The organism is Spirillospora sp. NPDC029432 (assembly GCF_040703975.1).
Taxonomy (GTDB): domain Bacteria; phylum Actinomycetota; class Actinomycetes; order Streptosporangiales; family Streptosporangiaceae; genus Spirillospora.
The window spans coordinates 1-24,168 of record NZ_JBEZWH010000093.1; the positions used below are offsets into that span (position 1 = coordinate 1).

The window sequence follows — 24,168 nt, forward strand, 5'->3', positions numbered from 1 at the left end:
GCCGGGCACAGCCGGGGGCGGGCGCGCCGGGCGGCAGCGCCCCCGGCAGCCGGTCGGCGAGCGGCTCGGGGGCGGGTTCCGCGACCGGGGGCGCGAGCGGGACCTCCAGGGTCCCCGCGCGCCGGCTCCCCGGCGGCTCCACTGGAGGCTCGGCCGGCGGTTCCACCGGGGGATCGGGCTCCGGAAGGTCCGGCGGGCCGGCCTCGGGGTGCATGAGCAGGAACGCGCGCATGACCGGCCGCAGGCTGGGGATCAGGTCGTACCCGGCGAGCTCGGCCAGCGGCACCCAGGTGGGATCGACCAGATGGTCGCCGGGCGTCTGGTTCTCCAGGGTGATCTCGCGGGTGACCGGGCGGCACAGCCGCGCCGCCGCCACCACCCGGACCGCGCGCGCCCGGTCGCCCCGTCGGCTGCGGCGGTCGCGCCGGTCGGGCATGAACCACTCCCACAGGTGGAACGGCGGGCCGGGCTCGATCTCCAGGCCGACCTCCTCCCACACCTCGCGGCGGATGTGATCGTCCAGGTCGACGTCGCCGGCCACCTCCAGCCGCCCGCCGGGCACCTCCCAGCGCCCCGGGTGGTGCGGGTCGGACGGGGACTTGCGGACCAGGAGCAGCCGGCCGCGGTCGGCGATGAACGCCTTCTGCGCGAACTCCAGCCGCGGCCGGGAGCCGGTCAGGGCGGCGGCCGGAGGGGCATCGGTCCTGAATGCGGGCATGGCGAAGGATTCGGTCCTTCCGTGCTGCCGAACCCGGCGGTCCGTGCTGTGACCACGGTAACAATCGGCACCGGGACGGGGAATGAACGGGAGCGGCGGCATGTTGTCACGGTCACGTACTCTGAATGCCTTTCATCCCGCCCGGTCCGCCCGGCCCCTTCCGTTCCATCCTTCCGATTCACGGGAGGGCGGAACGGCGCCATGACATGGGCCACCGGACTCCGTGCGGGTGATAAGCTGAATAACCGACCGGCCCTGTGCGGGCGCGAGCGAGGCGGCACCCTGGTGCCGCCCGCGGCCACTCGCGCGGGGCGCTCAAGCGGAGGCCATCTCCCACCTGACCGGCCAGCAAGGCCGGTGGGTTCCGGTCCGGCGTACGGGCGCAGCGGCGTCCGTTCCGCCGGCGTCTCCGGCGCTTCGGGCGCCGGGGGGACGCCGGCGACGGCCGGAGGTGGCCCCGCATGCGAGTCGTGCGGGGCTTTTCGCGTGGAAGGCCCGGGGTACGACCGGTCGCACAAGACGTGCAAGTCGCCAGGAACGGCCCCAAGGAGGTCCCATCAGCGCTGAACCGCGTATCAACGACCGCATTCGCGTGCCCGAGGTCCGGCTCGTCGGCCCGAACGGCGAACAGGTCGGCATCGTGCCGCTCGCCAAGGCCCTGGAAATCGCACGGGAGTCGGACCTCGACCTGGTCGAGGTCGCGCCCACCGCGCGGCCGCCCGTCGCCCGGCTCATGGACTACGGCAAGTTCAAGTACGAGTCCGCGATGAAGGCGCGCGAGGCGCGGAAGAACCAGGCGCACACGATCATCAAGGAGATCAAGCTCCGGCCGAAGATCGACCCGCACGACTACGAGACCAAGAAGGGTCACGTGGTGCGGTTCCTGAAGGCCGGGGACAAGGTCAAGGTGACGATCATGTTCCGCGGCCGCGAGCAGTCGCGGCCCGAGCTGGGGCGCCGGCTGCTGCAGCGGCTGGCCAACGATGTCGAGGAACTCGGTTTCGTCGAGTCGCACCCCAAGCTGGACGGCCGGAATATGATCATGGTGATCGGACCGCACAAGAAGAAGGCGGAGGCCAAGGCCGAGCGCGCCGCGGCGAAGGCGGAGCGCGAGGCTCCCGACACCGTCTGACGGCCCGGCCCCGGCCGGGCCGCCTCGGGGCGGCCGCTCGCGACCGCCCCGGCCCGATCCTGCGCTTCGCAGGGTCGTCACGCACGTACATTGAGCCTGTCCAGACGCGTTCCAGTCCGGCGGTGTGCCCGAGCTGCACGGCCGACCCGGCGGAGCGGGGCGCGTCCGTACAGGCACGTCTCCGCGCCCGCCGCGAGGGACCTGAAGAGATCGAGGGAGACGACGGCGACCATGCCGAAGACCAAGACCCACAGCGGTGCCAAGAAGCGTTTCAAGCTGACCGGCTCCGGCAAGGTGATGCGCCGCCGCGCCAACCGCAACCACCTGCTCGAGCACAAGCCGACCAAGCGGACCCGCCGCCTGGACGGCCCGGCCGTGGTGACCCCGGCCGACGCCAAGAACATCAAGAAGCTGCTGCGCAAGTAGCCGGCGACCCAGCAACCCGTACGACCGGCCGAGGCCTGGAGGCCCCGGCCCCCACGAAGGAGTTCGAAACGTGGCACGCGTGAAGCGGGCGGTCAACGCCGCCAAGAAGCGTCGGGTCGTCCTGGAGCGGTCGAGCGGCTACCGCGGCCAGCGGTCGCGCCTGTACCGCAAGGCCAAGGAGCAGCAGCTCCACTCGATGACCTACGCGTTCCGGGACCGCAAGGACCGCAAGGGGCAGTTCCGCCGCCTGTGGATCCAGCGGATCAACGCCGCGGCCCGCGCCAACGGGATGACCTACAACCGGTTCATCCAGGGCCTCAAGGCCGCCGAGGTCGAGGTCGACCGGCGCATGCTGGCCGAGCTGGCCGTCAACGACGCCCCCGCCTTCGCCGCCCTGGTGAAGGTCGCCAAGGACGCGCTGCCCGCCGAGGGCAGCGCGGCCGCCTGACCGGCGGGCGGGCGTTCACCGTATGGCGGGCCGCGAGCTGACCTCCGTCCGGTCTCCACGGGTGAAGGCGGCTCGGCGGCTCGCCAAGCGCGCTTTCCGGCGCCGCGAGCGCCGCTTCCTCGCCGAGGGGCCCCAGGCGGTGCGGGAGGCCCTGGAGATCCCCGGCGGCCTGGCCGAGCTGTTCACCACGGCCGAGGCCGAGACGCGCCACCCCGAGCTGGTGGCCGCCGCCGAACGGGCGGGCGTCCCGGTGCTGCGGGTCTCCGGCGAGGTCATGGCAGAACTCGCCCAGACCGTCACCCCCCAGGGGCTGCTGGCGGTCTGCGGGTTCGTCGACGTCCCCCTGGAGTCCGCGCTGGCGCCGGCCCCGAAGCTGGTGACCGTGCTGGCCCATGTCCGCGACCCGGGCAACGCGGGCACCGTGCTCCGCACGGCCGACGCCGCCGGATCCGAGTCGGTGGTCTTCACCGACGCCTCGGTCGACCCGTACAACGGCAAGTGCGTGCGGGCCTCGGCCGGGAGCCTGTTCCACCTGCCGGTCGTGATGGGGCCGCGCTTCGACACGCTCATCCCGGAGCTGAAGGCGGCCGGGCTGACCGTGCTGGCGGCCGACGGCGCCGGCGAGCGCACCCTGGACGACGCCGCGGACGAGGGGCTGCTGGCGCGGCCCACCGCCTGGGTGTTCGGCAACGAGGCGTGGGGCCTGCCGGAGGAGATCCTCCGGCATGTCGACGACGTGGTCCGGGTGCCGATCTACGGCCGGGCCGAGAGCCTCAACCTGGCCACCGCCGCCGCGGTGTGCCTGTACGGTTCGGCGCGCGCCCAGCGGGCGCGGGCCGTGCCGTGAGAGCCGCGTTCTGTTCCCGTTCCGCTGGCCGGATCCGGCCGCTTCCTGCCCGACGCGGAACGGGCTGACCTGCGAGAATGATGGCGCGCCGGTCCCCCGTACGGGGGAAGTGCGGGGGCGGGCGCGGCGCCGGGGTCGTTCCTGAGGAGGAGCGTGATACCAGCCCGGCGGTGGATCCGCGGGTCCGCCCGGATCCCTACGGTGTTGACGAGGACGGCGATGATGCCGTGCGAGTTGGGGGCGACATGATGACCGACGATGGCAGGGCGGCCAGGAGGCGCGCCCGCCGGGCGCCCGACCTGCGCTGCCGCGCCGGGGCGCCGCGGCCGGCCCGGGGGCCGGCCGCCGCCGGCCCGGACGGGTCCGCGTTCCGGATCGAGGAGGACGGCGGCTTCGGCGTCGCCGTGCTGCGGGCGGGCGGGGACACGGCGGTCGCCGCGGTGTACGGCGAGATCGACCTGCGCACCGCCGACGCGCTGCGCGGCCGGCTGATCGAGCTGCACGCGGCGGGCCACCGCAACCTGGTGGTCGACTTCGCCGGCGTGGCGTTCTGCGACGCCGCCGGCCTGGGCGCGCTGGTCGCCGCCCACAACCGGGCCGCCGCCGCGGGCGGCGGTGTCCGGCTGGCGGGGGTGCGGCCCCCGCAGCGCCGGCTGCTGCGCGTGACCGGCCTGCACCGGGTCTTCGGCCTGTACGACGGCGTCGAGGACGCGCTGGCCGCCGCGGCGGCGGCCGCGAGGTAGCGGCCGCGCCGGGCGCCGCCCGCCGGCCGGTCCTCCCCGCCGGGGCCACAAAAGCCTTGCCCTGGGGAGTTTCACGGGTCCCGCCGGGCGGTCCGGTGCCGATAGAGTCTCTTCTCGACAGGCCGCGCTCTACCGTGTCTGGAGGCCGTTGTGGGCGGAGTCGACTCCCCGCACGCGCCTCGCCGCGTGCCCTCGGCGGAGGGCGCCTCCCGCTGCGTACACGAGGACATGAACGACGATCTCCCCGATGGGCTGATGGTGGCGGACGGGGACGCCCGCGTCATCACGTTCAACGCCGCCGCGGAGCGGATGACGGGCATCTCCGGCGCCGAGGCGCTCGGCCGCGACTTTCGCGACGTGCTGCCGCTGCACGACGCCGAGGGCCGCGACTGGTGGAAGTGCCTGGCGCCCTACGACGGCCTGGCCACCCGGACCCGCCACCCCGAGCGGTCCCTGTTCCTGCCGGGCGGCTGCGAGCTGCTGGTGACCGCCGCGTACCGGCGCGACCGGGACGGGCGCGTGCGGCGCTTCACGGTGTGCCTGCGCGACGCCGTCCAGCGGGCCCGCCAGGAGCGCGACCGCGCCGACCTGGTGTCGACGGTGGCGCACGAGCTGCGCTCGCCGCTGACGAGCGTCAAGGGCTTCACCGCCACGCTGCTGGCCAAGTGGGCGCGCTTCAACGACGACCAGAAGCTGGTCATGCTGGAGACGGTCAACGCCGACGCCGACCGGGTGACCCGGCTGATCACCGAGCTGCTGGACGTGTCCCGGATCGACTCCGGCCGGCTGGAGATGCGCCGCCAGGTCGTCGACCTGGTCGAGGAGACCCGCAAGGTGATCGCGGGCCGGGTCGCGGCCGGCGAGCCCGAGGACCGGTTCCGGTTCGAGGTGCGCGGGGAGCTGCCGGAGATGTGGCTCGACCCCGACAAGGTCGGCCAGATCCTCGGCAACCTGGTGGAAAACGCGGTGCGCCACGGCGCCGGAACCGTCACGATCGTGGTGGAGCCGGACGCGCATGAGGAGGGGGCCGCCGTGTCGGTACGCGACGAGGGCGAGGGCATCCCGCCCGAGGCCGTCCAGCGCGTGTTCCGGCAGTTCTGGCGCGGCCCCGGCGGCAACCGCCGCGGCGGCACCGGCCTCGGCCTCTACATCGTGAAGGGCCTCGTCGAGGCGCACGGCGGAACGATCACGGTGCGGCGCGCCCCCGGCGGCGGCGCCGAGTTCCGATTTACCATGCCCGCGGGCGCCCCGGACTACGCGTCCTGACCACGCTCTCCAGCGCGGCAGGTTCCTTCCCGGGCCCGGCGGGCTTTTCCGGATCCTTTCCGTTCGCCCACTAGACTGCGGGCGATCCACGCCGACCGGAAGTTCTCACACCACCATGTCTGCACCTAACAAGTCCTACGACCCCGTCGAGGTGTCCGCGTTGCAGCCCGAAGCGCTCGACGCGGCCCGTGACGAGGCCCTCGCGGCCATCGCCGCGGCGGCCGGCCTCGACGAGCTCAAGCAGGTCCGGCTGGCGCACGCCGGCGACCGCTCCCCGCTGGCCCTGGCCAACCGCGAGATCGGCGCGCTGCCGCCGGCCGCCCGCGCCGACGCGGGCAAGCGCATCGGCGCCGCCCGCGGTGCCGTCGCGAAGGCCCTCAAGGCCCGCCAGGCCGAGCTGGAGGAGGAGCGCGACCAGCGCGTGCTGGTCGAGGAGACCGTCGACGTCACGCTGCCCTGGGACCGCGCGCCGCGCGGCGCCCGGCACCCGCTGACCACCATGCAGGAGCGGATGGCCGACGTCTTCGTCTCCATGGGCTTCGAGATCGCCGAGGGGCCCGAGGTCGAGGCCGGCTGGTTCAACTTCGACGCGCTGAACTTCGAGCCCGACCACCCGGCGCGCACGATGCAGGACACGTTCTTCGTCGAGAGCGAGGACACCGACCTGGTGATGCGCACGCACACCTCGCCGGTGCAGGTCCGCGCGCTGCTGTCGCGCGAGCTGCCGGTGTACGTCGTCGCGCCCGGCCGCACGTACCGCACCGACGAGCTGGACGCCACGCACACCCCGGTCTTCCACCAGCTGGAGGGGCTGGCCGTCGACGAGGGCCTGACGATGGCCGACCTGCGCGGCGCCATCGACGCGTTCATCCGGGGCATGTTCGGCGAGGGGCTCACGACGCGGTTCCGCCCGTCCTACTTCCCGTTCACCGAGCCGTCGGGCGAGGTGGACATGCAGTGCTTCGTGTGCCGGGGCGCGTCCGCCGAGCCGGGCGGCGAGCCGTGCCGCACCTGCGGCTCGGAGGGCTGGATCGAGCTGGGCGGCTGCGGCATGGTCAACCCGCGCGTGCTGGTGGCCTGCGGGATCGACCCCGACCGCTACAGCGGCTGGGCGTTCGGGCTGGGCGTGGAGCGCTCGCTGATGTTCCGGCACGGGGTCGAGGACATGCACGACATGGTGGAGGGTGACGTGCGCTTCACCCTTCCGTTCGGGATGGAGATCTGATGCGCGCGCCGCTTTCCTGGCTGCGGGAGTACGTGGCGCTCCCCGCCGACGTGACCGGCCGCGACCTGGCCGAGAAGCTGATCGCGGCCGGCCTGGAGGTCGAGACCGTCGAGCGGGCCGGCGCCGACATCACCGGGCCGCTGGTGGTCGGGCGGGTGCTGGCCATCGAGGAGCTGACCGGCTTCAAGAAGCCGATCCGGTACTGCCAGGTCGACGTCGGCCGGGCCAACGGCACCGGCGAGCCGCAGAACATCGTGTGCGGCGCGACCAACTTCGCGGTCGGCGACCGCGTCGTGGTGATCCTGCCCGGCGGCGAGCTGCCCGGCGGTTTCAAGATCGGCGCCCGGAAGACCTACGGGCACGTCTCCGAGGGCATGATCTGCTCGGTCCGGGAGCTGGGCATCGGCGACGACCACGACGGCATCCTGGTGCTGCCGCCCGGCGACGAGCCCACCGGCACCGACGCGATCGAGCTGCTCGGGCTGCGCGACGACGTCCTGGACATCGCGGTGACGCCCGACCGCGGCTACGCGCTGTCGATCCGCGGGCTCGCCCGCGAGGCCGCGATCGCCTACGGCGTCCCGTTCACCGATCCGGTCGCCGTCGAGCTGCCGGCTGAGACGGGCGAGGCGTACCCGGCGAGCATCGCCGACCCCGCCGCCTGCGACCGGTTCGTGCTGCGCGAGGTGCGCGGCTTCGACCCGTCCGCGCAGACCCCGATGCGGATGCGGGTGCGCCTGCACCGCGCGGGGATGCGGCCGGTGTCGCTGGCGGTCGACATCACCAACTACCTGATGCTGGAGCTCGGGCAGCCGCTGCACGCGTTCGACCGGGGCAAGCTGACCGGGCCGATCGTGGTGCGCCGCGCGGCCGCGGGCGAGGAGCTGGAGACCCTCGACCACGTGCGGCGCGAGCTGCACCCCGAGGACATCCTGATCACCGACGCGTCCGGGCCGATCTCGATGGCCGGCGCGATGGGCGGGCTGGCCACCGAGATCGACGAGAAGTCGGCCGACATGGTCATCGAGGCCGCGCACTTCGACGCGATCGGCACCGCCCGGATGGTGCGGCGGCACAAGCTGCGCAGCGAGGCGTCGTACCGGTTCGAGCGCGGCGTGGACCGCGAGCTGCCGCTGTACGCCTCGTACCTGGCGGCCCGCATGCTGGCCGAGCTGGGCGGCGCGGAGGTCCTGCCGGGCGTGACGCACGCCGAGGCGCCGGCCGGGACGGTCACGATCGAGATGGCGGCCGGGCACCCGGGCCGGGTCGCGGGCGTCGAGTACGCGCGCGACGCGGTCGTGCGGCGGCTGGAGCAGGTCGGCTGCGCCGTCCGGGCCGCCGGGGACGGCGACGCGCTGGCGGTGACGCCGCCGTCGTGGCGGCCGGACCTGACCGACCCCAACGACCTGGCCGAGGAGGTCATCCGGCTGGAGGGGTACGACGCGATCCCGTCGCGCCTCCCGCGGCCGGTGGCCGGGCGCGGGCTGACCGCGCGGCAGCGGCTGCGCCGCCGGATCGGCCGGGCGCTGGCCGGGGCCGGCTACGTCGAGGTGCTGAGCTACCCGTTCACCGCCGAGAAGGACTGGGACGGCCTCCAGCTCCCGGCCGACGACCCGCGCCGCAGGGCGCTGCGGCTGGCCAACCCGATGTCGGAGGACGAGCCGCTGCTGCGCACCACGCTGCTGCCGGGGCTGCTCAAGACGCTGGCCCGCAACGTGGGCCGCGGCTTCGCCGACGTCGCCCTGTACGAGCAGGGCGTGGTGTTCCGGCCCCGGGAGGGCGCGCCCGCGCGCTCGCCCCGGCCGGCGGTGGACCGCGGGCCGACGGCCGAGGAGCTCGCCTCGGTGGAGGCGGCGCTGCCCGACCAGCCGTACCGGGTCGCCGTCGTGCTCGCCGGCGAGCGGGAGCCGTCCGGCTGGTGGGGCGGGGGCCGCCCGGCCGGCTGGGCCGACGCGATCGAGGCCGCCCGCACGGTGGCCCGCGAGGCCGGCGCCGAGCTCGAGGTGCGGGCCGACCGGCACGAGCCGTGGCATCCGGGCCGCTGCGCCGCGCTGTACGCGGGGGAGACCCTGGTCGGGCACGCGGGCGAGCTGCACCCGCGGGTGATCAAGGCGTACGGGCTGCCGCCGCGCACCTGCGCGATGGAGCTGGAGACGCGCCTGCTCGGCGACCCGGGCCTGGCGCGGGCGCCGCACGTGTCGTCGTATCCGGTCGCCACGCAGGACGTCGCGCTGGTCGTCGACGCGGCCGTTCCGGCGGCCGAGGTGGAGGCGGCGCTGCGCGACGGGGCGGGCGAGCTGCTGGAGTCGGTGCGGCTGTTCGACGTCTACACCGGCGAGCAGGCGGGGGAGGGGCGCAGGTCGCTGGCCTACTCGCTGCGGTTCCGGGCGCCGGACCGCACGCTCACCGCCGAGGAGGCCGGCGCGTCCCGGGACGCGGCCGTCGCCGCCGCGGCCGAGCGCACCGGCGCCGTCCAGCGCGGGGGCTGACCCTCCGGCGTTCTCCGGGAGCGGCCTCGCACTGCGGTGCGGGGCCGCTCTCGCGTTCCCGGGAATTTTTCTTAACGCTACTTGTGTTGCATTAGATGTCCGGCTACGCTGGACCCGTCACATCGTCGTCCGGCTGGGGAGTCCTTTGAAGCACTGAGGTCGCAGACACCGCGTGGCAGCGGTTCTGGGTGCTCGTCTCGAGCAAGCGCCCCGCGTGCCCGCGTTCGTGACCTCGGTGGACCCTCGTCCCGGGCGACTTCTTCCTTCCTCGCCCGCGCGCTGCGCGTTCCGCGGTGTCTCCACGTGTCCTGTCGATTCCGGTACGTCCTGGAGGGCCGCCCATGTCATTTCCTTCTGCCTCGACCCCCTTCTCGGTGGTCTGCTCGGAGCTGTCGTTCGCCTGGGAGGACGGCACGACGGTGCTGGACGGGCTGGACGCCGCGTTCGGCACCGGCCGTACCGGCCTCATCGGCGTCAACGGCGCGGGCAAGTCCACCCTGCTGAAGCTGATCACGGGCGAGCTGCGCCCGGCGTCGGGGACGGTCAGCGTCGCCGGCGAGATCGGCTACCTGCCGCAGACGCTCCCGCTCGGCACCGCCCGTACCGTGTCGGACCTGCTCGGCATCACCGCGACCCGCGACGCGCTGCACGCGATCGAGCGGGGCGAGGCGACCGAGGAGAACTTCGCCGCGGTCGGCGACGGCTGGGACGTGGAGGAGCGCGCCCGCGCCGAGCTGGACCGGCTCGGTCTGGACACCGTCGGGCTGGACCGCACGGTGGCCACGCTGTCGGGCGGTGAGGCGATCATGACCGGCCTCGCCGGCCGCCTGCTGGCCCGGCCCGACGTGCTGCTCCTGGACGAGCCGACCAACAACCTCGACCTGGACGCGCGCCGGCGGCTCTACGACGCGGTGGAGTCCTGGCCGGGCGTGCTGATCGTCGTGAGCCACGACCGGACGCTGCTCGACCTCGCCGACGAGATCGCCGATCTGCGGGAGGGCGGCGTGCGCTCGTTCGGCGGAAACCTGACCGAGTACGAGGAGCTGCTCGCCGTGGAGCGGGAGGCGGCCGAGCGCGCCGTCCGCGCCGCCGGCCAGGACCTGCGGCGGCAGAAGCGCGAGCTGGAGGAGGCGCAGGTGAAGCTGGCCCGCCGGGTCCGCTACGGGAACAAGATGTACGAGCAGAAGCGCGAGCCGAAGATCATCATGCAGGAGCGCAAGCGGCAGGCGCAGGTGGCGGCCGGCAAGCACCGGCAGCTGCACGAGGACCGGCTGGCGGGCGCCCGCGACCGGCTGTCGGAGGCGGAGGAGGCGGTCCGGGCCGACGCCGAGATCCGGATCGCGCTGCCCGCGACGGAGGTCCCGGCGGGGCGGACCGTCCTCACCGTCTCGGGCCTGCCCGCCGCGGAGCCCGCCTCCCTGGAGGAGCTCATCGTCCGGGGGCCGGAGCGGATCGCGCTGACCGGGCCGAACGGCGCCGGGAAGACGACGTTCCTGCGCGCGCTGCTCGGCGAGGGGCCGGGCGCGGACCTCCGGGTGAGGATCGGTGTCGACGGCGTCCGGTACCTGCCGCAGCGGCTGGACGTCCTGGACGACAAGCTCAGCGTGGTCGACAACGTGCGGGTGTTCGCGCCGTCGGCGTCGCCGCAGACGGTGCGGGCCGGGCTGGCGCGGTTCCTGTTCCGCGGTCCGCGGGCCGACCGGCCCGCTGGGACGCTGTCGGGCGGGGAGCGCTTCCGGGCGGTCCTGGCCTCGCTGCTGCTGGCCGAGCCCGCCCCGCGGCTGCTGATGCTGGACGAGCCGACGAACAACCTCGACATGGCCAGCGTCCGCCGCCTGGCGGAGGCGCTGGAGGCCTACCGGGGCGCGCTGATCGTGGTCAGCCACGACGTCCCGTTCCTGCGGACCATCGGGATCACCCGCTGGCTCCGCCTGGACAAGGAGGCCGGGCTGTCCGAGATCGAGCCGATGTGACGCCGGCGGCGGAACGGGGCGGGGTGCGCGGCACCCCGCCCCGTTCCGTGTTCGCCGCCCGCGTCAGGTCAGGACGCGCTTGGTGAACGTGCGCGTCGCGAACCAGGTGAGCACGGCGGTGCCGCCGAGCAGCGCCAGCGAGAACGCCCAGGTGGGCATGTGGCCGACGCCCGGGGTCAGCGCCGCCCGCAGCGCCTCGCTGACGTACACCAGCGGGTTGAAAAGGCTCGCGATCTGCAGCCAGCGGATGTCCTCCAGCGCCGACCACGGGTAGTAGACGCAGCCGAGCATCGTGACCGGCAGCAGGATCACCGTGAACAGGATCTGCGCCTTCTGCGGATCGATCAGCGTGCCGAGCAGCAGCCCGCCCGAGGCGGCCAGCAGCGAGCCGACCGCCATCGCCATGATCAGCACCGGCCAGCTGGCGACGTGGACCTGCGGCTCCTGGCCGTCGGCGTGGATGTACAGCACCGCGGGGAAGACCAGCAGCCCGCCCACCAGGCCCTGCACCGCCGCGGCGGTGATCTTCTGGATCGCCAGCATCGGGACGGGCAGCGGCGCCAGCGCGCGGTCGGTGATGGAGCGCTGCCAGGTCAGCTCCATCATCAGCGGCATGATCGCCGCCATCATCGCCTGCATCACCATCGACGAGGCGACCAGGCCGGGCACCAGGATCGTGGTGAAGTTGGCGCCGGCGCCGCCGCCCATGGCCATCGCCCCGCCGCCGATCTTCGGCAGCACGTACGCGAACACGAACACGAACATCAGCGGCTGGACCAGCACCCGCAGGAACGTCGACAGGAAGTTCTTGCGCATGACCCGCACCTCGCGGGCCATCATGCCGATGAACGTGCGCGCCACGGTGGGCCGCATGGCCGGCGGCGCCGGAACGGGCCGGTCCGCGGCGGTCTCGGCGGCGGCTTCGGCAGGGGCTTCGTCAGGGGTCTGGGCGGCCGCTTCTCGGGATGCCATCAGTCGCGGTACTCCCGTCCGGTGAGGGTGAGGAACACGGTCTCCAGGCTGGGGCGCAGCTGCGCGGCGTCGGTGACGCCGACCCCGGCGGCCGAACCGGCCGCCACCAGCTCGCCCAGGACGCCGTCGGGCTCGCTGGCGAACACGCGCACCTGCTCGCCGGCCACCTCCACGCGCTGGACGCCGGGCCGCTCGCGCAGGGCGCCGAGGGCGTCCGGGGGCGTCCCGTCGTACGACACGGTGATCACGGTGTCGGCGCCGGCGGTGTCCTTGAGGCCGTCCACGGTGCCGCTGGCCAGGACCTTCCCGTGGTCGATCACGGCGAGCCGGTCGCAGAGGGCCTCCGCCTCCTCCATGTAGTGGGTGGTGAGGACGATGGTCTGGCCCTCCTTCTGCAGGCCGCGCAGCACCTCCCAGAGGTTGACGCGGTTCTGCGGGTCCAGGCCGGCGGTGGGCTCGTCGAGGAACAGCACCTCGGGCCGGTGCACCAGCGCGCGGCAGATCATCAGCCGCTTGGCCTGGCCGCCGGACAGCTCGAACGGGGTGCCCTTGCGGCGGTCCTGGAGGTTGAACATCTCCAGCAGCTCGCCGGCCCGGCGGCGGGCGTCCCGGCCGGACATGCCGAAGTAGCGGCCGCGGAACTCCAGGTTCTCGAACGCGTCGAGCTCGTTGTCCAGGGTGTTGTTCTGCGACACCATGCCGATCCGGCGCTTGACCTCCACGGGCCGGCGGACGACGTCGAGCCCGCACACCTCCGCCGTCCCGGCGGTGGGCAGCACGAGGGTGGTGAGCATGCCGATCGTGGTCGACTTGCCGGCGCCGTTGGGCCCGAGCAGGCCGAAGAACTCGCCCTGCGCGACCTCCAGGTCGACGCCCTGGACGGCCGGCACGTCGCCGCGCGGGCCGGAGTAGGTCTTGCGGAGTCCGGTGGTGCGCACGGCGACGGGCGGTCCGCCGTCCGGCGCGCCCTCGGGGGGTGTGGTCACGTCTTCTCCTCTCGTGACAGGGTCAGCGGCCGGCGCGCGGCCCGTCCGGCCCGTCCGGCCCGTCCGGCGCGTCCGGCGCGTCCGGCTCGCCGTCGCCGGAGTAGGCGCGGAACCTGTCGATCAGCTGGATCAGGAACCGGCGGACGGCCGGCTCGTCGGCCTCGTCGATCACGTAGAAGCGCCGGAGGTCCTGGGCCAGCTCCTGGCCGCTCTCGACGGCCAGCCGGCGGCCGGAGCCGGTGATGTGGACGAGCACGGCACGCCGGTCGGTGGGGTCGCGGCGCCGCTCCACGTGGCCGTTGCGCTCCAGGGTGCCGATCACCGACGTGACCGAGGCGGGCGTGATCATCATCTGCCGGGCCAGCTCGCCGGGGCGCTGCCCGTCGCGTCCGATGAGCGAGCGCAGGATGAGGAACCCGGCCGGGCTGATGCCGTGCTGGTCGATCACCCGCCACATCACCGGGCCCCAGAGCTTGGCCGCGGCGGCGAACAGCCGGCCGGTGGGCCACTCGTCCACCGGCCCGGCCGGCGTGAGGTCCACGAGTCCGTGATCTGGCGTCTCCATGGGGAGGACATTAGACGGCTTATTATTAGCCGTCAAAACATTAGATCCCTAAGTTGCGCTGGGAGGATCATTAATTTGGATATTCATCCAGGCTCATGCATACTCTTGCTTACCAAGCATCGGGGAAGGTGAGACGGACACCATGGGCATCAAGGCGGCGGTCGCCGGCGCCAGCGGGTACGCGGGCGGCGAGGTGCTGCGCATCCTCGCCGGCCATCCGGAGTTCGAGATCGGCACGCTGACGGCGGGGTCCAACGCGGGCACCGAGCTCGGCGCGCACCAGCCGCACCTGCGATCCCTGGCCGGCCGCGTCCTGGAGGAGACCACCCCGGACACGCTCGCCGGGCACGACGCGGTGTTCCTGGCACTGCCGCACGGGCAGTCCGGGCCGCTGGCCGCCGAACTCGGCGACGACACGCTCGTCATCGACTGCGGCGCCGACTTCCGGCTGGCCGACGCCGCCGACTGGACGGAGTTCTACGGCAGCCCGCACGCCGGGACCTGGCCGTACGGCCTGCCCGAGCTGCCCGGGCAGCGCGAGGCGCTCGCCGGCACCAGGCGGATCGCGGTGCCCGGCTGCTACCCGACCGCGGTCACGCTGGCGATGTTCCCGGCGTTCCTGGCCGGGCTGGTCGAGCCGGACGTCGTCGTGGTCGCCGCCTCCGGCACCTCCGGCGCGGGCCGCGCGCTGAAGCCGCACCTGCTGGGCAGCGAGGTCATGGGCGCGATGAGCCCGTACGGCGTCGGCGGCGTGCACCGGCACACCCCGGAGATGATCCAGAACCTGAGCGGGGTGGCGGGCGAGCCGGTCACGGTCTCGTTCACCCCCACGCTGGCGCCGATGAGCCGCGGCATCCTGGCCACCTGCTCGGCCCGCACCCGGCCCGGCGTCACGCTGGAGACCCTGCGCGACGCGTACGGCCTGGCCTACGAGGGCGAGCCGTTCGTCGGCCTGCTGCCCGCGGGCCAGTGGCCGTCGACGGCGATGACGCTCGGCGCCAACACCGCCCTGATCCAGGTCGCCCACGACGAGCGCGCCGGCCGCGCCGTCGTGGTCGCCGCCATCGACAACCTCACCAAGGGCACCGGCGGGGGAGCGGTGCAGAGCGCCAACCTCGCCCTCGGCCTGCCCGAACGGCTCGGTCTCACCACGATCGGAGTGTCCCCTTGAGCGTCACCGCACCCAGAGGGTTCCGCGCCGCCGGCGTCGTCGCCGGCCTGAAGGACAGCGGAACCCGCGACCTCGCCCTGGTCGTCAACGACGGGCCGTCCCGCGCCGCGGCCGGCGTCTTCACCCGCAACCGGGTGAAGGCCGCGCCGGTCCTGTGGTCCGAGCAGGTCCTCAAGGGCGGCAGGCTGCGCGCGGTGGTGCTCAACTCCGGCGGCGCCAACGCCTGCACCGGCGCGCCCGGCTTCCAGGACACCCACGCGACCGCCGAGAAGGTCGCCGGGGCCCTCCAGGACTCGGCCGGGGAGATCGCGGTCTGCTCCACCGGCCTCATCGGCGAGCGGCTGCCCATGGACAGCCTGCTGCCGGGCGTCGACACCGCGGCCGCCGCCCTGTCGCGCGGCGACGGCGGGCTCGCCGCCGCGGACGCCATCCGCACCACCGACACCGTCGCGAAGATCGCGTTCCGGCAGGGCGACGGCGGCTACATGATCGGCGGGATGGCCAAGGGCGCCGGCATGCTGGCCCCCTCCCTCGCCACCATGCTCTGCGTGATCACCACCGACGCCGACCTGGACGCCGCCGCCCTCGACCGTGCGCTGCGCGCCGCCACCGGCGTCACCCTCGACCGGCTGGACGCCGACGGCTGCATGTCCACCAACGACACCGTGCTGCTCATGGCGTCCGGCGCCGCCGAGGTGACCCCGGACGAGGCCGAGTTCACCGCGCTGCTCACCGAGGTCGCCGCCGACCTCACCCGGCAGCTGCTGGTGGACGCCGAGGGCGCGTCCAAGGCCATCGCCATCGAGGTCGTCGGCGCCGGCAGCGAGGACGACGCCGTCACCGTCGGCCGCTCCATCGCCCGCAACAACCTCCTCAAGTGCGCCATCCACGGCGAGGACCCCAACTGGGGCCGGGTCCTGTCGGCCGTCGGCACCACCGACGCCGCCTTCGAGCCCGACCAGCTCAACGTGGCCATCAACGGCGTCTGGGTCTGCCGGAACGGCTCGGTCGGCGACGACCGCGACAAGGTCGACCTGCGCCCCCGCGACGTGACGATCACCGTCGACCTCTCGGCCGGCCCGCACAGCGCCACCGTCTGGACCACCGACCTCACGGCCGACTACGTCCACGAGAACTCGGCGTACAGCACGTGAGCGGCGTGACGAGCGGCGCTCGGATGCGCAAGAACAGGGCCGGGGTGCTGGAGAAGGCCGGCACCCTGATCCAGGCGCTGCCGTGGCTGGAGCGCTTCCACGGCGCCACCGTCGTGATCAAGTACGGCGGGCACGCGATGACCGACGAGTCGCTGCGCGCCTCGTTCGCCGAGGACGTGGTGTTCCTCCGGTACGCCGGGCTGCGGCCGGTGATCGTGCACGGCGGCGGGCCGCAGATCAACGCCGCGCTGGAACGGGCCGGGATCGAGTCCAGCTTCACCGCCGGGCTGCGCGTCACCACGCCGGAGGCCATGGAGGTCGTCCGGATGGTCCTGGTCGGCCAGGTCAACCGGGACGTGGTGGGCCTGCTCAACCGGCACGGCGCGTTCGGCGTCGGGATGTCGGGCGAGGACGCGAACCTGTTCACCGCCGAGCGCAAGCACGCCGTCGTGGACGGCGAGCCGGTCGACATCGGCCAGGTCGGCGAGATCGTCGAGGTCCAGGTCGGCGCGGTCCGGGCGCTGCTGGACGACGGCCGGATCCCGGTGGTCTCCAGCGTCGCCCGCGGCGACGACGGCGAGGTCTACAACGTCAACGCCGACACCGCCGCCGCCGCGCTCGCGGTGGCGCTGGACGCCACCAAGCTGGTCGTGCTGACCGACGTCGAGGGCCTGTACGCCGACTGGCCCGACAGCGACGACGTGATCGACAGCCTGACCGCCGACGAACTGGCCGCGCTGCTGCCCGAGCTGACCTCGGGCATGGTGCCGAAGATGGAGGCGTGCCTGCACGCCGTCCGCGGCGGCGTCCCGCAGGCGCACGTGCTGGACGGCCGCGTCCCGCACTCGATCCTGCTGGAGGTCTTCACCGACGAGGGCGTCGGCACCATGGTCGTCCCGGGCGCCCCCGCCGCGGCCGCGGGCGCGAACGACGAGAACGAAGAGGGAGAAGTCGCGTGAGCGTGAGGAACGACGACCTCAGGAAACGGTACGAGGCGGCGTTCATGCCGAACTACGGCGTGCCGCCGCTGGCGCTCGCGCGCGGCGAGGGCAGCCGGGTCTGGGACGTGGACGGCAACGCCTACCTCGACCTGATCGCCGGCATCGCGGTGAGCAGCCTCGGCCACGGCCACCCGGCCCTGGTGGAGGCGGTCACCGCCCAGGTCGCCGGCATCGCGCACACCTCCAACCTCTTCCTGCACGAGCCCGAGGTGCGGCTGGCCGAGAAGCTCCGCGAGCTGCTGGACGCCGACGCCCGGGTGTTCCTGGCCAACAGCGGCACCGAGGCCAACGAGGCCGCGCTCAAGCTCGCCATCAAGTACGGCAAGAGCAGCGGGCGCTCCTACTTCGTCGCGACCGAGAACGGCTTCCACGGCCGCAGCATGGGCGCCCTCGCGCTGACCGGCAAGGACTCCATCCGGGAGCCGTTCGGGCCGTTCGCACTGGACGTCAGGTTCGTCCCGTACGGTGACGCCGACGCGCTCAAGGCCGCCGTGACCGGCGACTGCGCCGCCGTCTTCCTGGAGCCCACGCAGGGCGAAGCCGGCGTCGTCCCGCCCCCGGACGGCTACTTCGCCGCCGCCCGGGAGATCTGCGACGCCACCGGCGCGCTGCTCGTCGCCGACGAGATCCAGTCCGCCGTCGGCCGCACCGGAACATGGTTCGCGTTCCGGCACGAGCTCGCGGACGCCACGCCCGACATCCTCACCCTCGCCAAGGGTCTGGGCGGCGGCCTCCCGATCGGCGCCTGCGTCGCCTTCGGCGAGCACGGCGCGATCTTCGCCAAGGGCGACCACGGCAGCACCTTCGGCGGCAACCCGGTGAGCGCCGCCGCCGCGCTCGCGGTGATCGGGACCATCGAGCGCGACGGCCTCCTCGACCGCGTCACCGACGTCGGCGAGCGGCTGGCCGCCGGGATCACCGCGACCCGGCACCAGCTGTTGAAGGGCGTGCGCGGCCGCGGGCTCTGGCGCGCCCTCGTCCTGGACGGCCCCCGCGCCGCCGCCGTGGAGGCCGCGGCCCGCGACGCCGGCTTCCTGGTCAACGCCGTCCAGCCGGACGCGATCAGGCTCGCCCCGCCCCTCATCCTCACGCCCGAACAGGCCGGTTCGTTCACCGGCGCCCTCCCGGCGATCCTGGACGCCGCGGCCGAGAAGGAGGACTGACCGATGGTGCGGCACTTCCTGCGCGACGACGACCTCACCCCCGCCGAGCAGGCCGAGGTGCTGGAACTGGCCGCCGCCATGAAGGCGGACCGGTTCGCGCACCGGCCGCTGGAGGGCCCCCGCACCGTCGCGGTGCTGTTCGACAAGCCCTCCACCCGGACCCGCATCTCGTTCGCCGTCGGCATCGCCGAACTCGGCGGCCACCCCCTGATCCTCGACTCCGGGACCAGCCAGCTCGGCCGCGGCGAGTCGATCGCCGACACCGCCCGGGTGCTGGAACGGCAGGCGTCCGCGATCGTGTGGCGGACCGGCGGGCAGCGGCGCATCGAGGAGATGGCCGCGGGCACCGCCGTCCCGGTCGTCAACGCGCTGACCGACGAGTTCCACCCCTGCCAGATCCTCGCCGACCTCCAGACCGTCCGGGAGGCCAAGGGCGGACTCGCCGGCCTCACCCTCGCCTACTTCGGCGACGGTGCCAACAACATGGCCCACTCGTACCTGCTCGGCGGCGCCACCGCCGGCATGCACGTCCGCATCGCCGCCCCCGAACAGCTCCCGCCCGACACCGCCGTCGTGGCGAAGGCCACGGAGATCGCGGCGGCCACCGGCGGCTCGGTCACCGTCACCTCCGACGCCAAGCACGCCGCGGCCGGCGCCGACGTCCTGGCCACCGACACCTGGGTCTCGATGGGCCAGGAGGGCAAGGACACCTCCCTCTACGAGCCCTACGCCATCGACGAGGCGCTGCTTTCCCTCGCCGACGACGAGGCGATCGTGCTGCACTGCCTGCCCGCCTACCGCGGCAAGGAGATCACCGCCGCCGTGCTGGACGGCCCCCGCAGCGTGGTCTGGGACGAGGCCGAGAACCGGCTGCACGCCCAGAAGGCGTTGCTGGCCTGGCTCCTGGAGCGATAAGAAGACCGCCATGACCATCCCCGTGACCAAGACCGCCCGCCAGGCCAAGGTCGTCGACCTGCTCACCCGCAAACCGGTGCACTCCCAGGCCGAGCTCGCCCGGCTGCTGGCCGAGGCGGGCGTCGAGGTCACCCAGGCCACCCTGTCGCGCGACCTGGTGGAGATCGGCGCGGTACGGCTCCGCGCCGACGACGGCAGCCTCATCTACGCCGTCCCCGGGGAGGGCGGCGAGCGCATCCGGCGCGCCCGGACCGGCACCGGCGACGCCGAGTCGTTCACCGGCCGGCTCGGCCGGCTGGCCGCCGAACTGCTCGTCTCCGCCGAGGCGTCCGCCAACCTGGTCATGGTCCGCACCCCGCCGGGCGCCGCGCAGTACCTGGCCTCGGCCATCGACCACGCCGAATGGCCGTCCATCCTCGGCACGGTCGCCGGCGACGACTCCATCCTGGTCATCGCCCGCGACCCGGCCGGCGGGCAGGAACTCGCCGAGTCGCTGCTGCGCCTGGCCGCGGGACGCGAACGGCGCGGCGGCTAGCGCCCGGCGGCACGGCGTCCCACCCGGCGCGACGCGCCCCGGGTGGCAATACAGTGGGGGATCGCGGGCGGCAGCCGCCCGCCCTCCGTTCGGAAAGCTAAGAAACACAGAAAAGCACAGGAAGAAGAGGATTTTCGTGACGAAGGCACCGACGCGACTGTGGGGCGGCCGGTTCGAAGGCGGTCCGTCGGACGCGCTCGCGCGGCTCTCGGTGAGCGTCCAGTTCGACTGGCGGCTCGCCCCGTACGACCTGATGGGCTCGCGCGCCCACGCCCGCGTGCTCAACCGGGCGGGGCTCCTCACCGACGACGAGCTCGAGCGCATGCTCGGTGCCCTCGACGACCTCGAAGAGGCCTGCAAGAGCGGCGACTTCCGGCCCACCGTCGCCGACGAGGACGTCCACACCGCCCTCGAACGCGGCCTCCTGGAGCGCCTCGGCGCCCTCGGCGGCAAGCTGCGCGCCGGCCGCAGCCGCAACGACCAGGTCGCCACCGACCTGCGCCTCTACCTGCGCGACCACGTCCGGCAGATCGTCAGCCGGCTGGTCGAGCTGGAGACCGCGCTGATCACCCAGGCCGAGCACAACCTCGGCGTCGCCGCCCCCGGCATGACCCACCTCCAGCACGCCCAGCCGGTGCTGTTCTCCCACCAGCTGCTCGCCCACGTCCAGCCGCTCACCCGCGACATCGACCGGCTCCGCGACTGGGACCGCCGCGCCGCCGTGTCCCCGCTCGGCTCCGGCGCCCTCGCCGGCTCCTCCCTGCCGCTGGACCCGCAGGCCACCGCCGCCGAACTCGGCTTCGACTCGGCCGCCGCCAACTCCATGGACGCCGTCGCCGACCGCGACTTCGTCGCCGAGTTCCTCTTCGCCGCCGCCCTGACCGGCGTCCACCTCTCCCGCCTCGGCGAGGAGATCTGCCTGTGGGCCTCCCAGGAGTTCCGCTGGATCGAGATGGACGACACCTACGCCACCGGGTCGTCGATCATGCCGCAGAAGAAGAACCCCGACGTCGCCGAACTGGCCCGCGGCAAGGCCGGCCGCCTCATCGGCCACCTCGTCGGCCTCCTCACCACCCTCAAGGGCCTGCCCCTGACGTACAACCGCGACCTCCAGGAGGACAAGGAGGGCGCCTTCGACGCCGTCGAGACGCTGCTGCTCGTCCTGCCCGCCATGTCCGGCCTGATCGCCACCATGCGCGTCAACACCGAGCGCCTGGAGGCCTCCGCCCCCGACGGCTTCGCCCTGGCCACCGACCTCGCCGAGCTCCTCGTCCGGCGCGGCACCGCCTTCCGCGACGCCCACGAGGTCGTCGGCCACCTCGTCGTCTGGTGCCAGGTCAACGACAAGGACTTCGACGACCTCACCGACGACGAGCTGCTCAAGGTGTCCCCGCACCTGACCCCCGACGTCCGCGAGGTCCTCAACGTCCAGGGCGCGCTCGCCTCCCGCAAGGCGCACGGCGGCACCGCCCCCGACCGCGTCCGCGAGCAGATCGCCGCGCTGCGCGGCCTCGCCGACGAGCACGCCGCCTGGGCCGCGGGCTCCGAGTAGGCCGAGTAGGCCGATGACCGGCTCCCCCCTGCCCCGCGCCTTCTTCGACCGCCCGGTGGACGAGGTCGCCCCCGACCTCCTCGGCCGCGTCCTCGTCCACGGCGGCGTCGCCGTCCGGCTCACCGAGGTCGAGGCCTACGCCGGGCCCCTCGACCCCGCCTCGCACGCCTACCGGGGCCGCACGCCGCGCACCGAGGTGATGTTCGGGCCGCCCGGCCACGCCTACGTGTACTTCACGTACGGCATGCACTACTGCGTCAACCTCGTCTGCGCGGAGGAGGGCACGGCCTCGGCCGTCCTCCTCCGCGCGGGCCAGGTCGTCTCCGGGCTGGAGGCGGCGCGGGAGCGGCGGCCCCGCTCCACCGAACGCGACCTGGCCCGCGGCCCGGCGCGGCTGTGCGTGGCCCTCGGCATCGCCCGCGAGCAGAACGGCGCGGACGTGTGCACCCCCGGCGGGCCCATGCTCGTCCTCCCGGGCGAGCCCGCCGACCCGTCCCTGATCAGGACCGGCCCCCGTACCGGGGTGAACGGCGCCAAGGAGACCCCCTGGCGCTTCTGGATCGACGGCGACCCGGCCGTCTCCCCGTACCGCGCCCACGTCCCCCGCAAGCGGACCCGATCCTGAGAGGCGCACCGATGCGCGGACCCCTGCAGATCATCGCGAGCGCAGTGGCGGGCGGCGTCCTCGCGCTCGTGGCCTTCCTGATCCTCGACCTGGCCGGCCCCGGCGGCGGCCGCGACATCGTGGCCCGCGACACCCAGCCCCGCACGGTCAAGTACGACGACGGGAGCGTCCACCACGCGGGGATCGTGCGGGTCCGCACGGGCCTCCCCGGCCTGGACGAGCATTACGAGCTCTATACAGGCAGGGACACCTCGATGGGGTACGGGCACTTCGTACGGCTGGAATTCACCGGGGCGGACGCCCCGGCCTTCAAGGAGACGCGGTGGGAGCCCGCCGGCTTCCGCGCACGGCTCGACTCCGGGCACGAGGTCTTCGTACCGGCCCGGTACTTCATGTCCGGGCGCTGAAAAGCGTTACCGTGAACGGCGTCCCCTCGGGCAGGCTGAGGGGACGGAACATCCCGCATGTGGAGAGCAGGAAGAACGTGACCGACATCCTCGACGATCTCGCGTGGCGCGATCTCATCGCGCAGTCCACCGATCTGGACGAACTGCGGGCTACGCTCGCCGCGGGGCCGGTCACGCTCTATTGCGGGTTCGACCCGACCGCGCCGTCCCTGCACCTGGGCAACCTGATCCAGATCCTGATGCTCAAGCGCTTCCAGCGGGCCGGGCACCGGCCCATCGGGCTGGTCGGCGGCGCCACCGGGCTGATCGGCGACCCCAGCGGCAAGAGCGTGGAACGCGTCCTGAACTCCGAGGAGACCGTCGCCGGCTGGGTCGAGCGCATCCACGGCCAGGTCTCCCGCTTCCTGGACTTCGGTGACGCGCCCAACTCCGCCACCATGGTCAGCAACCTTGACTGGACCGGGCCCATGACGGTCATCGAGTTCCTGCGCGACATCGGCAAGCACTTCCCCGTGAACCGCATGCTGGCCCGCGAGACGGTCAGGAGCCGCCTGGAGTCGGGGATCAGCTACACCGAGTTCAGCTACGTGCTCCTCCAGTCGATGGACTACCTGGAACTGCACCGGCGGTACGGCTGCGTCCTGCAGACCGGCGGCAACGACCAGTGGGGCAACCTCACGGCCGGCGCCGACCTGATCAGGCGCGTCGAGGGGACCACGGCGCACGCCCTCACCACGCCGCTGCTGACCAAGGCCGACGGGACGAAGTTCGGCAAGACCGCCGGCGGCGAGACGTACTGGCTCGACCCTGAGCTGACCTCGCCGTACGCGTTCTACCAGTTCTGGTTCAACGCCGACGACCGCGACATCGCCAAGTTCCTCAAGGTCTTCAGCTTCCGCACCCGGGAGGAGATCGAGGACCTCGTCAAGCAGGGCACCGACCGGCCCGCCGCCCGCATTCCGCAGCGGGCGCTGGCCGAGGAGATGACCACGATGGTGCACGGCGCCGGCGAGACCGACCGCGTGGTCGCGGCCTCGCGCGCCCTGTTCGGGCAGGGCGCCCTGGAGGACCTGGACGAGCGCACCCTCAGGTCGGCCCTGGCCGAGGTGCCCCGTACCGAGGTGCCGCCGGGCGAGCTCCCGTCCGTGGTCGACCTCCTGGCCGGCTCGGGCCTGTGCAAGAGCAAGTCCGAGGCCCGGCGGGCGATCGCCCAGGGCGGCGCGTACCTGAACAACGCCAAGGTCGAGTCGGAGGACGCCGTCCCGGCGGCGTCGGACCTCCTGCACGGCCGCTTCCTGGTGCTGCGGCGCGGGAAGCGCAACATCGGGGGCGTGGAGGTCGTGCCGGCCTGACCCTCGTTACGAGCGCCGAGAGCGCCCGCCCGGCTCATGCTGGGCGGGCGCTCTTCGCATCCCGGGCAAATCTTTGGCCGTCCAAACGTCACAGTGCGGTCACGAGGACCGCCCGGGGTCGTCGCAGACCCACGAAACCCGGGCTTCACCTGGGGTTATGCGTCCCGGCGCGCCGATTTGACGGTGTTGCCGGACGGATCTAATGTTCTACCTGCCCCAAGGGGAGCGGGACGCCGGGAGGCGGCCGGCCCGAGGGGAACTCCACAGACCGGCAGCGCGGATCTCCTCCGCGCCGTTCGGACTGCGGGGGACACCGGATCGGACGAAGTTTGACAAATCGGACGAATCGGATAGGCTTGAAGGGTTGCCCCGGAGTACGGACCCGCGAGAGTGGGTCGGGCGCGGTGGGTGTCCGTTTCTTGAGAACTCAACAGCGTGTTAAAAGCCAGTGCCTTTATCGGTCCGGTTCATTGGTGACCGGACCACCCCGTGGCCACTGATTG

General features: G+C 73.4%; 23 protein-coding genes. 19 read left to right on the forward strand and 4 right to left on the reverse strand.

Annotated features, from left to right (window positions below; translation table 11 throughout):
* Nucleotides 1–718: NUDIX domain-containing protein (locus AB0881_RS38360; RefSeq protein WP_366625342.1), on the reverse strand; the 718-nt coding region annotated here is incomplete at its 3' end.
* A 556-nt stretch (nt 719–1,274) separates the two neighbouring features.
* Between AB0881_RS38360 and infC the strand changes: the two genes are divergently transcribed.
* The 9 genes from infC (at nt 1,275) to AB0881_RS38405 (ending at nt 11,267) form a co-directional block, all read left to right on the forward strand.
* Nucleotides 1,275–1,850: a translation initiation factor IF-3 gene (gene infC / locus AB0881_RS38365; RefSeq protein WP_366625379.1), complete on the forward strand. Its 576-nt coding sequence runs from the start codon at nt 1,275–1,277 to the stop codon at nt 1,848–1,850.
* 231 nt (nt 1,851–2,081) lie between these two features.
* Nucleotides 2,082–2,276 (forward strand): 50S ribosomal protein L35, encoded by a 195-nt coding sequence (gene rpmI, locus AB0881_RS38370; RefSeq protein WP_197012720.1) that lies wholly within the window; start codon nt 2,082–2,084, stop codon nt 2,274–2,276.
* Nucleotides 2,277–2,346: 70 nt separating this feature from the next.
* On the forward strand, nt 2,347–2,724 hold the full coding sequence (gene rplT, locus AB0881_RS38375; protein ID WP_366625344.1) for a 50S ribosomal protein L20: 378 nt from the start codon (nt 2,347–2,349) through the stop codon (nt 2,722–2,724).
* 22 nt (nt 2,725–2,746) lie between these two features.
* Nucleotides 2,747–3,571 carry an RNA methyltransferase gene (locus tag AB0881_RS38380; RefSeq protein WP_366625346.1) on the forward strand — a complete coding sequence of 275 codons (825 nt, stop codon included), beginning with the start codon at nt 2,747–2,749 and terminating at the stop codon, nt 3,569–3,571.
* A 245-nt stretch (nt 3,572–3,816) separates the two neighbouring features.
* On the forward strand, nt 3,817–4,314 hold the full coding sequence (locus tag AB0881_RS38385) for an STAS domain-containing protein (protein ID WP_366625348.1): 498 nt from the start codon (nt 3,817–3,819) through the stop codon (nt 4,312–4,314).
* A 228-nt stretch (nt 4,315–4,542) separates the two neighbouring features.
* Nucleotides 4,543–5,580, forward strand: a complete 1,038-nt coding sequence (locus AB0881_RS38390) for an ATP-binding protein (protein WP_366625350.1) — start codon at nt 4,543–4,545, stop codon at nt 5,578–5,580.
* A 115-nt stretch (nt 5,581–5,695) separates the two neighbouring features.
* On the forward strand, nt 5,696–6,805 hold the full coding sequence (pheS, locus tag AB0881_RS38395; RefSeq protein WP_366625352.1) for a phenylalanine--tRNA ligase subunit alpha: 1,110 nt from the start codon (nt 5,696–5,698) through the stop codon (nt 6,803–6,805).
* Nucleotides 6,805–9,294, forward strand: coding sequence for a phenylalanine--tRNA ligase subunit beta (gene pheT / locus AB0881_RS38400; protein ID WP_366625354.1), 2,490 nt, complete (start codon nt 6,805–6,807; stop codon nt 9,292–9,294). The genes pheS and pheT overlap by 1 nt, the downstream gene beginning before the upstream one ends.
* 341 nt (nt 9,295–9,635) lie before the next feature.
* Nucleotides 9,636–11,267, forward strand: coding sequence for an ABC-F family ATP-binding cassette domain-containing protein (locus tag AB0881_RS38405; protein ID WP_366625356.1), 1,632 nt, complete (start codon nt 9,636–9,638; stop codon nt 11,265–11,267).
* Between the two features lie 63 nt (nt 11,268–11,330).
* Here AB0881_RS38405 and AB0881_RS38410 read toward each other — a convergent pair whose 3' ends face one another.
* Genes AB0881_RS38410 through AB0881_RS38420 form a run of 3 tightly spaced genes read right to left on the reverse strand, consistent with a single transcriptional unit; the run spans nt 11,331 to nt 13,790 of the window.
* Nucleotides 11,331–12,239, reverse strand: a complete 909-nt coding sequence (locus AB0881_RS38410; protein WP_366625357.1) for an ABC transporter permease — start codon at nt 12,237–12,239, stop codon at nt 11,331–11,333.
* Entirely contained in the window at nt 12,239–13,225 is a 987-nt protein-coding gene (locus AB0881_RS38415; protein ID WP_366625359.1) for an ATP-binding cassette domain-containing protein, read from the reverse strand. Before AB0881_RS38415 ends, AB0881_RS38410 begins: the two co-directional genes overlap by 1 nt.
* Nucleotides 13,226–13,247: 22 nt before the next feature.
* A complete protein-coding gene (locus AB0881_RS38420) occupies nt 13,248–13,790 on the reverse strand; it encodes a MarR family transcriptional regulator (protein WP_366625361.1) in 543 nt (180 codons plus the stop codon).
* Between the two features lie 142 nt (nt 13,791–13,932).
* Here AB0881_RS38420 and argC point away from each other — a divergent pair, with 142 nt between their 5' ends.
* The 10 genes from argC to tyrS all read left to right on the forward strand — a co-directional run bounded on the left by argC (nt 13,933) and on the right by tyrS (nt 23,665).
* On the forward strand, nt 13,933–14,961 hold the full coding sequence (gene argC / locus AB0881_RS38425; protein ID WP_366625363.1) for an N-acetyl-gamma-glutamyl-phosphate reductase: 1,029 nt from the start codon (nt 13,933–13,935) through the stop codon (nt 14,959–14,961).
* Nucleotides 14,958–16,115, forward strand: coding sequence for a bifunctional glutamate N-acetyltransferase/amino-acid acetyltransferase ArgJ (gene argJ, locus AB0881_RS38430; protein ID WP_366625365.1), 1,158 nt, complete (start codon nt 14,958–14,960; stop codon nt 16,113–16,115). The genes argC and argJ overlap by 4 nt, the downstream gene beginning before the upstream one ends.
* 23 nt (nt 16,116–16,138) lie before the next feature.
* Nucleotides 16,139–17,074 (forward strand): acetylglutamate kinase, encoded by a 936-nt coding sequence (argB, locus tag AB0881_RS38435; protein WP_366625367.1) that lies wholly within the window; start codon nt 16,139–16,141, stop codon nt 17,072–17,074.
* A gap of 2 nt (nt 17,075–17,076) precedes the next feature.
* Entirely contained in the window at nt 17,077–18,279 is a 1,203-nt protein-coding gene (locus tag AB0881_RS38440; protein WP_366625381.1) for an acetylornithine transaminase, read from the forward strand.
* A 3-nt stretch (nt 18,280–18,282) separates the two neighbouring features.
* On the forward strand, nt 18,283–19,194 hold the full coding sequence (gene argF / locus AB0881_RS38445; RefSeq protein ID WP_366625369.1) for an ornithine carbamoyltransferase: 912 nt from the start codon (nt 18,283–18,285) through the stop codon (nt 19,192–19,194).
* A 10-nt stretch (nt 19,195–19,204) separates the two neighbouring features.
* A complete protein-coding gene (locus tag AB0881_RS38450; RefSeq protein WP_366625371.1) occupies nt 19,205–19,729 on the forward strand; it encodes an arginine repressor in 525 nt (174 codons plus the stop codon).
* A 136-nt stretch (nt 19,730–19,865) separates the two neighbouring features.
* A complete protein-coding gene (gene argH, locus AB0881_RS38455) occupies nt 19,866–21,281 on the forward strand; it encodes an argininosuccinate lyase (protein WP_366625373.1) in 1,416 nt (471 codons plus the stop codon).
* A gap of 13 nt (nt 21,282–21,294) precedes the next feature.
* Nucleotides 21,295–21,906: a DNA-3-methyladenine glycosylase gene (locus AB0881_RS38460; protein WP_366625375.1), complete on the forward strand. Its 612-nt coding sequence runs from the start codon at nt 21,295–21,297 to the stop codon at nt 21,904–21,906.
* Between the two features lie 11 nt (nt 21,907–21,917).
* Complete coding sequence (locus AB0881_RS38465; RefSeq protein WP_366625377.1) at nt 21,918–22,313, forward strand: hypothetical protein; 396 nt, start codon at nt 21,918–21,920, stop codon at nt 22,311–22,313.
* 77 nt (nt 22,314–22,390) lie between these two features.
* Complete coding sequence (tyrS, locus tag AB0881_RS38470) at nt 22,391–23,665, forward strand: tyrosine--tRNA ligase (RefSeq protein WP_366625383.1); 1,275 nt, start codon at nt 22,391–22,393, stop codon at nt 23,663–23,665.
* Nucleotides 23,666–24,168: the final 503 nt, after the last annotated feature.

Bases quoted from the DNA above. Each gene is read 5' to 3' on its own strand.
- argF (WP_366625369.1), top strand. From the start codon at position 18,283: ATGGTGCGGCACTTCCTGCGCGACGACGACCTCACCCCCGCCGAGCAG.
- AB0881_RS38380 (WP_366625346.1), top strand. From the start codon at position 2,747: ATGGCGGGCCGCGAGCTGACCTCCGTCCGGTCTCCACGGGTGAAGGCG.
- argC (WP_366625363.1), top strand. From the start codon at position 13,933: ATGGGCATCAAGGCGGCGGTCGCCGGCGCCAGCGGGTACGCGGGCGGC.
- AB0881_RS38460 (WP_366625375.1), top strand. From the start codon at position 21,295: ATGACCGGCTCCCCCCTGCCCCGCGCCTTCTTCGACCGCCCGGTGGAC.
- AB0881_RS38405 (WP_366625356.1), top strand. From the start codon at position 9,636: ATGTCATTTCCTTCTGCCTCGACCCCCTTCTCGGTGGTCTGCTCGGAG.
- AB0881_RS38410 (WP_366625357.1), bottom strand. From the start codon at position 12,239: ATGGCATCCCGAGAAGCGGCCGCCCAGACCCCTGACGAAGCCCCTGCC.
- AB0881_RS38450 (WP_366625371.1), top strand. From the start codon at position 19,205: ATGACCATCCCCGTGACCAAGACCGCCCGCCAGGCCAAGGTCGTCGAC.
- rpmI (WP_197012720.1), top strand. From the start codon at position 2,082: ATGCCGAAGACCAAGACCCACAGCGGTGCCAAGAAGCGTTTCAAGCTG.
- argB (WP_366625367.1), top strand. From the start codon at position 16,139: ATGCGCAAGAACAGGGCCGGGGTGCTGGAGAAGGCCGGCACCCTGATC.
- AB0881_RS38390 (WP_366625350.1), top strand. From the start codon at position 4,543: ATGAACGACGATCTCCCCGATGGGCTGATGGTGGCGGACGGGGACGCC.
- AB0881_RS38420 (WP_366625361.1), bottom strand. From the start codon at position 13,790: ATGGAGACGCCAGATCACGGACTCGTGGACCTCACGCCGGCCGGGCCG.
- AB0881_RS38385 (WP_366625348.1), top strand. From the start codon at position 3,817: ATGATGACCGACGATGGCAGGGCGGCCAGGAGGCGCGCCCGCCGGGCG.
- pheS (WP_366625352.1), top strand. From the start codon at position 5,696: ATGTCTGCACCTAACAAGTCCTACGACCCCGTCGAGGTGTCCGCGTTG.
- pheT (WP_366625354.1), top strand. From the start codon at position 6,805: ATGCGCGCGCCGCTTTCCTGGCTGCGGGAGTACGTGGCGCTCCCCGCC.
- AB0881_RS38465 (WP_366625377.1), top strand. From the start codon at position 21,918: ATGCGCGGACCCCTGCAGATCATCGCGAGCGCAGTGGCGGGCGGCGTC.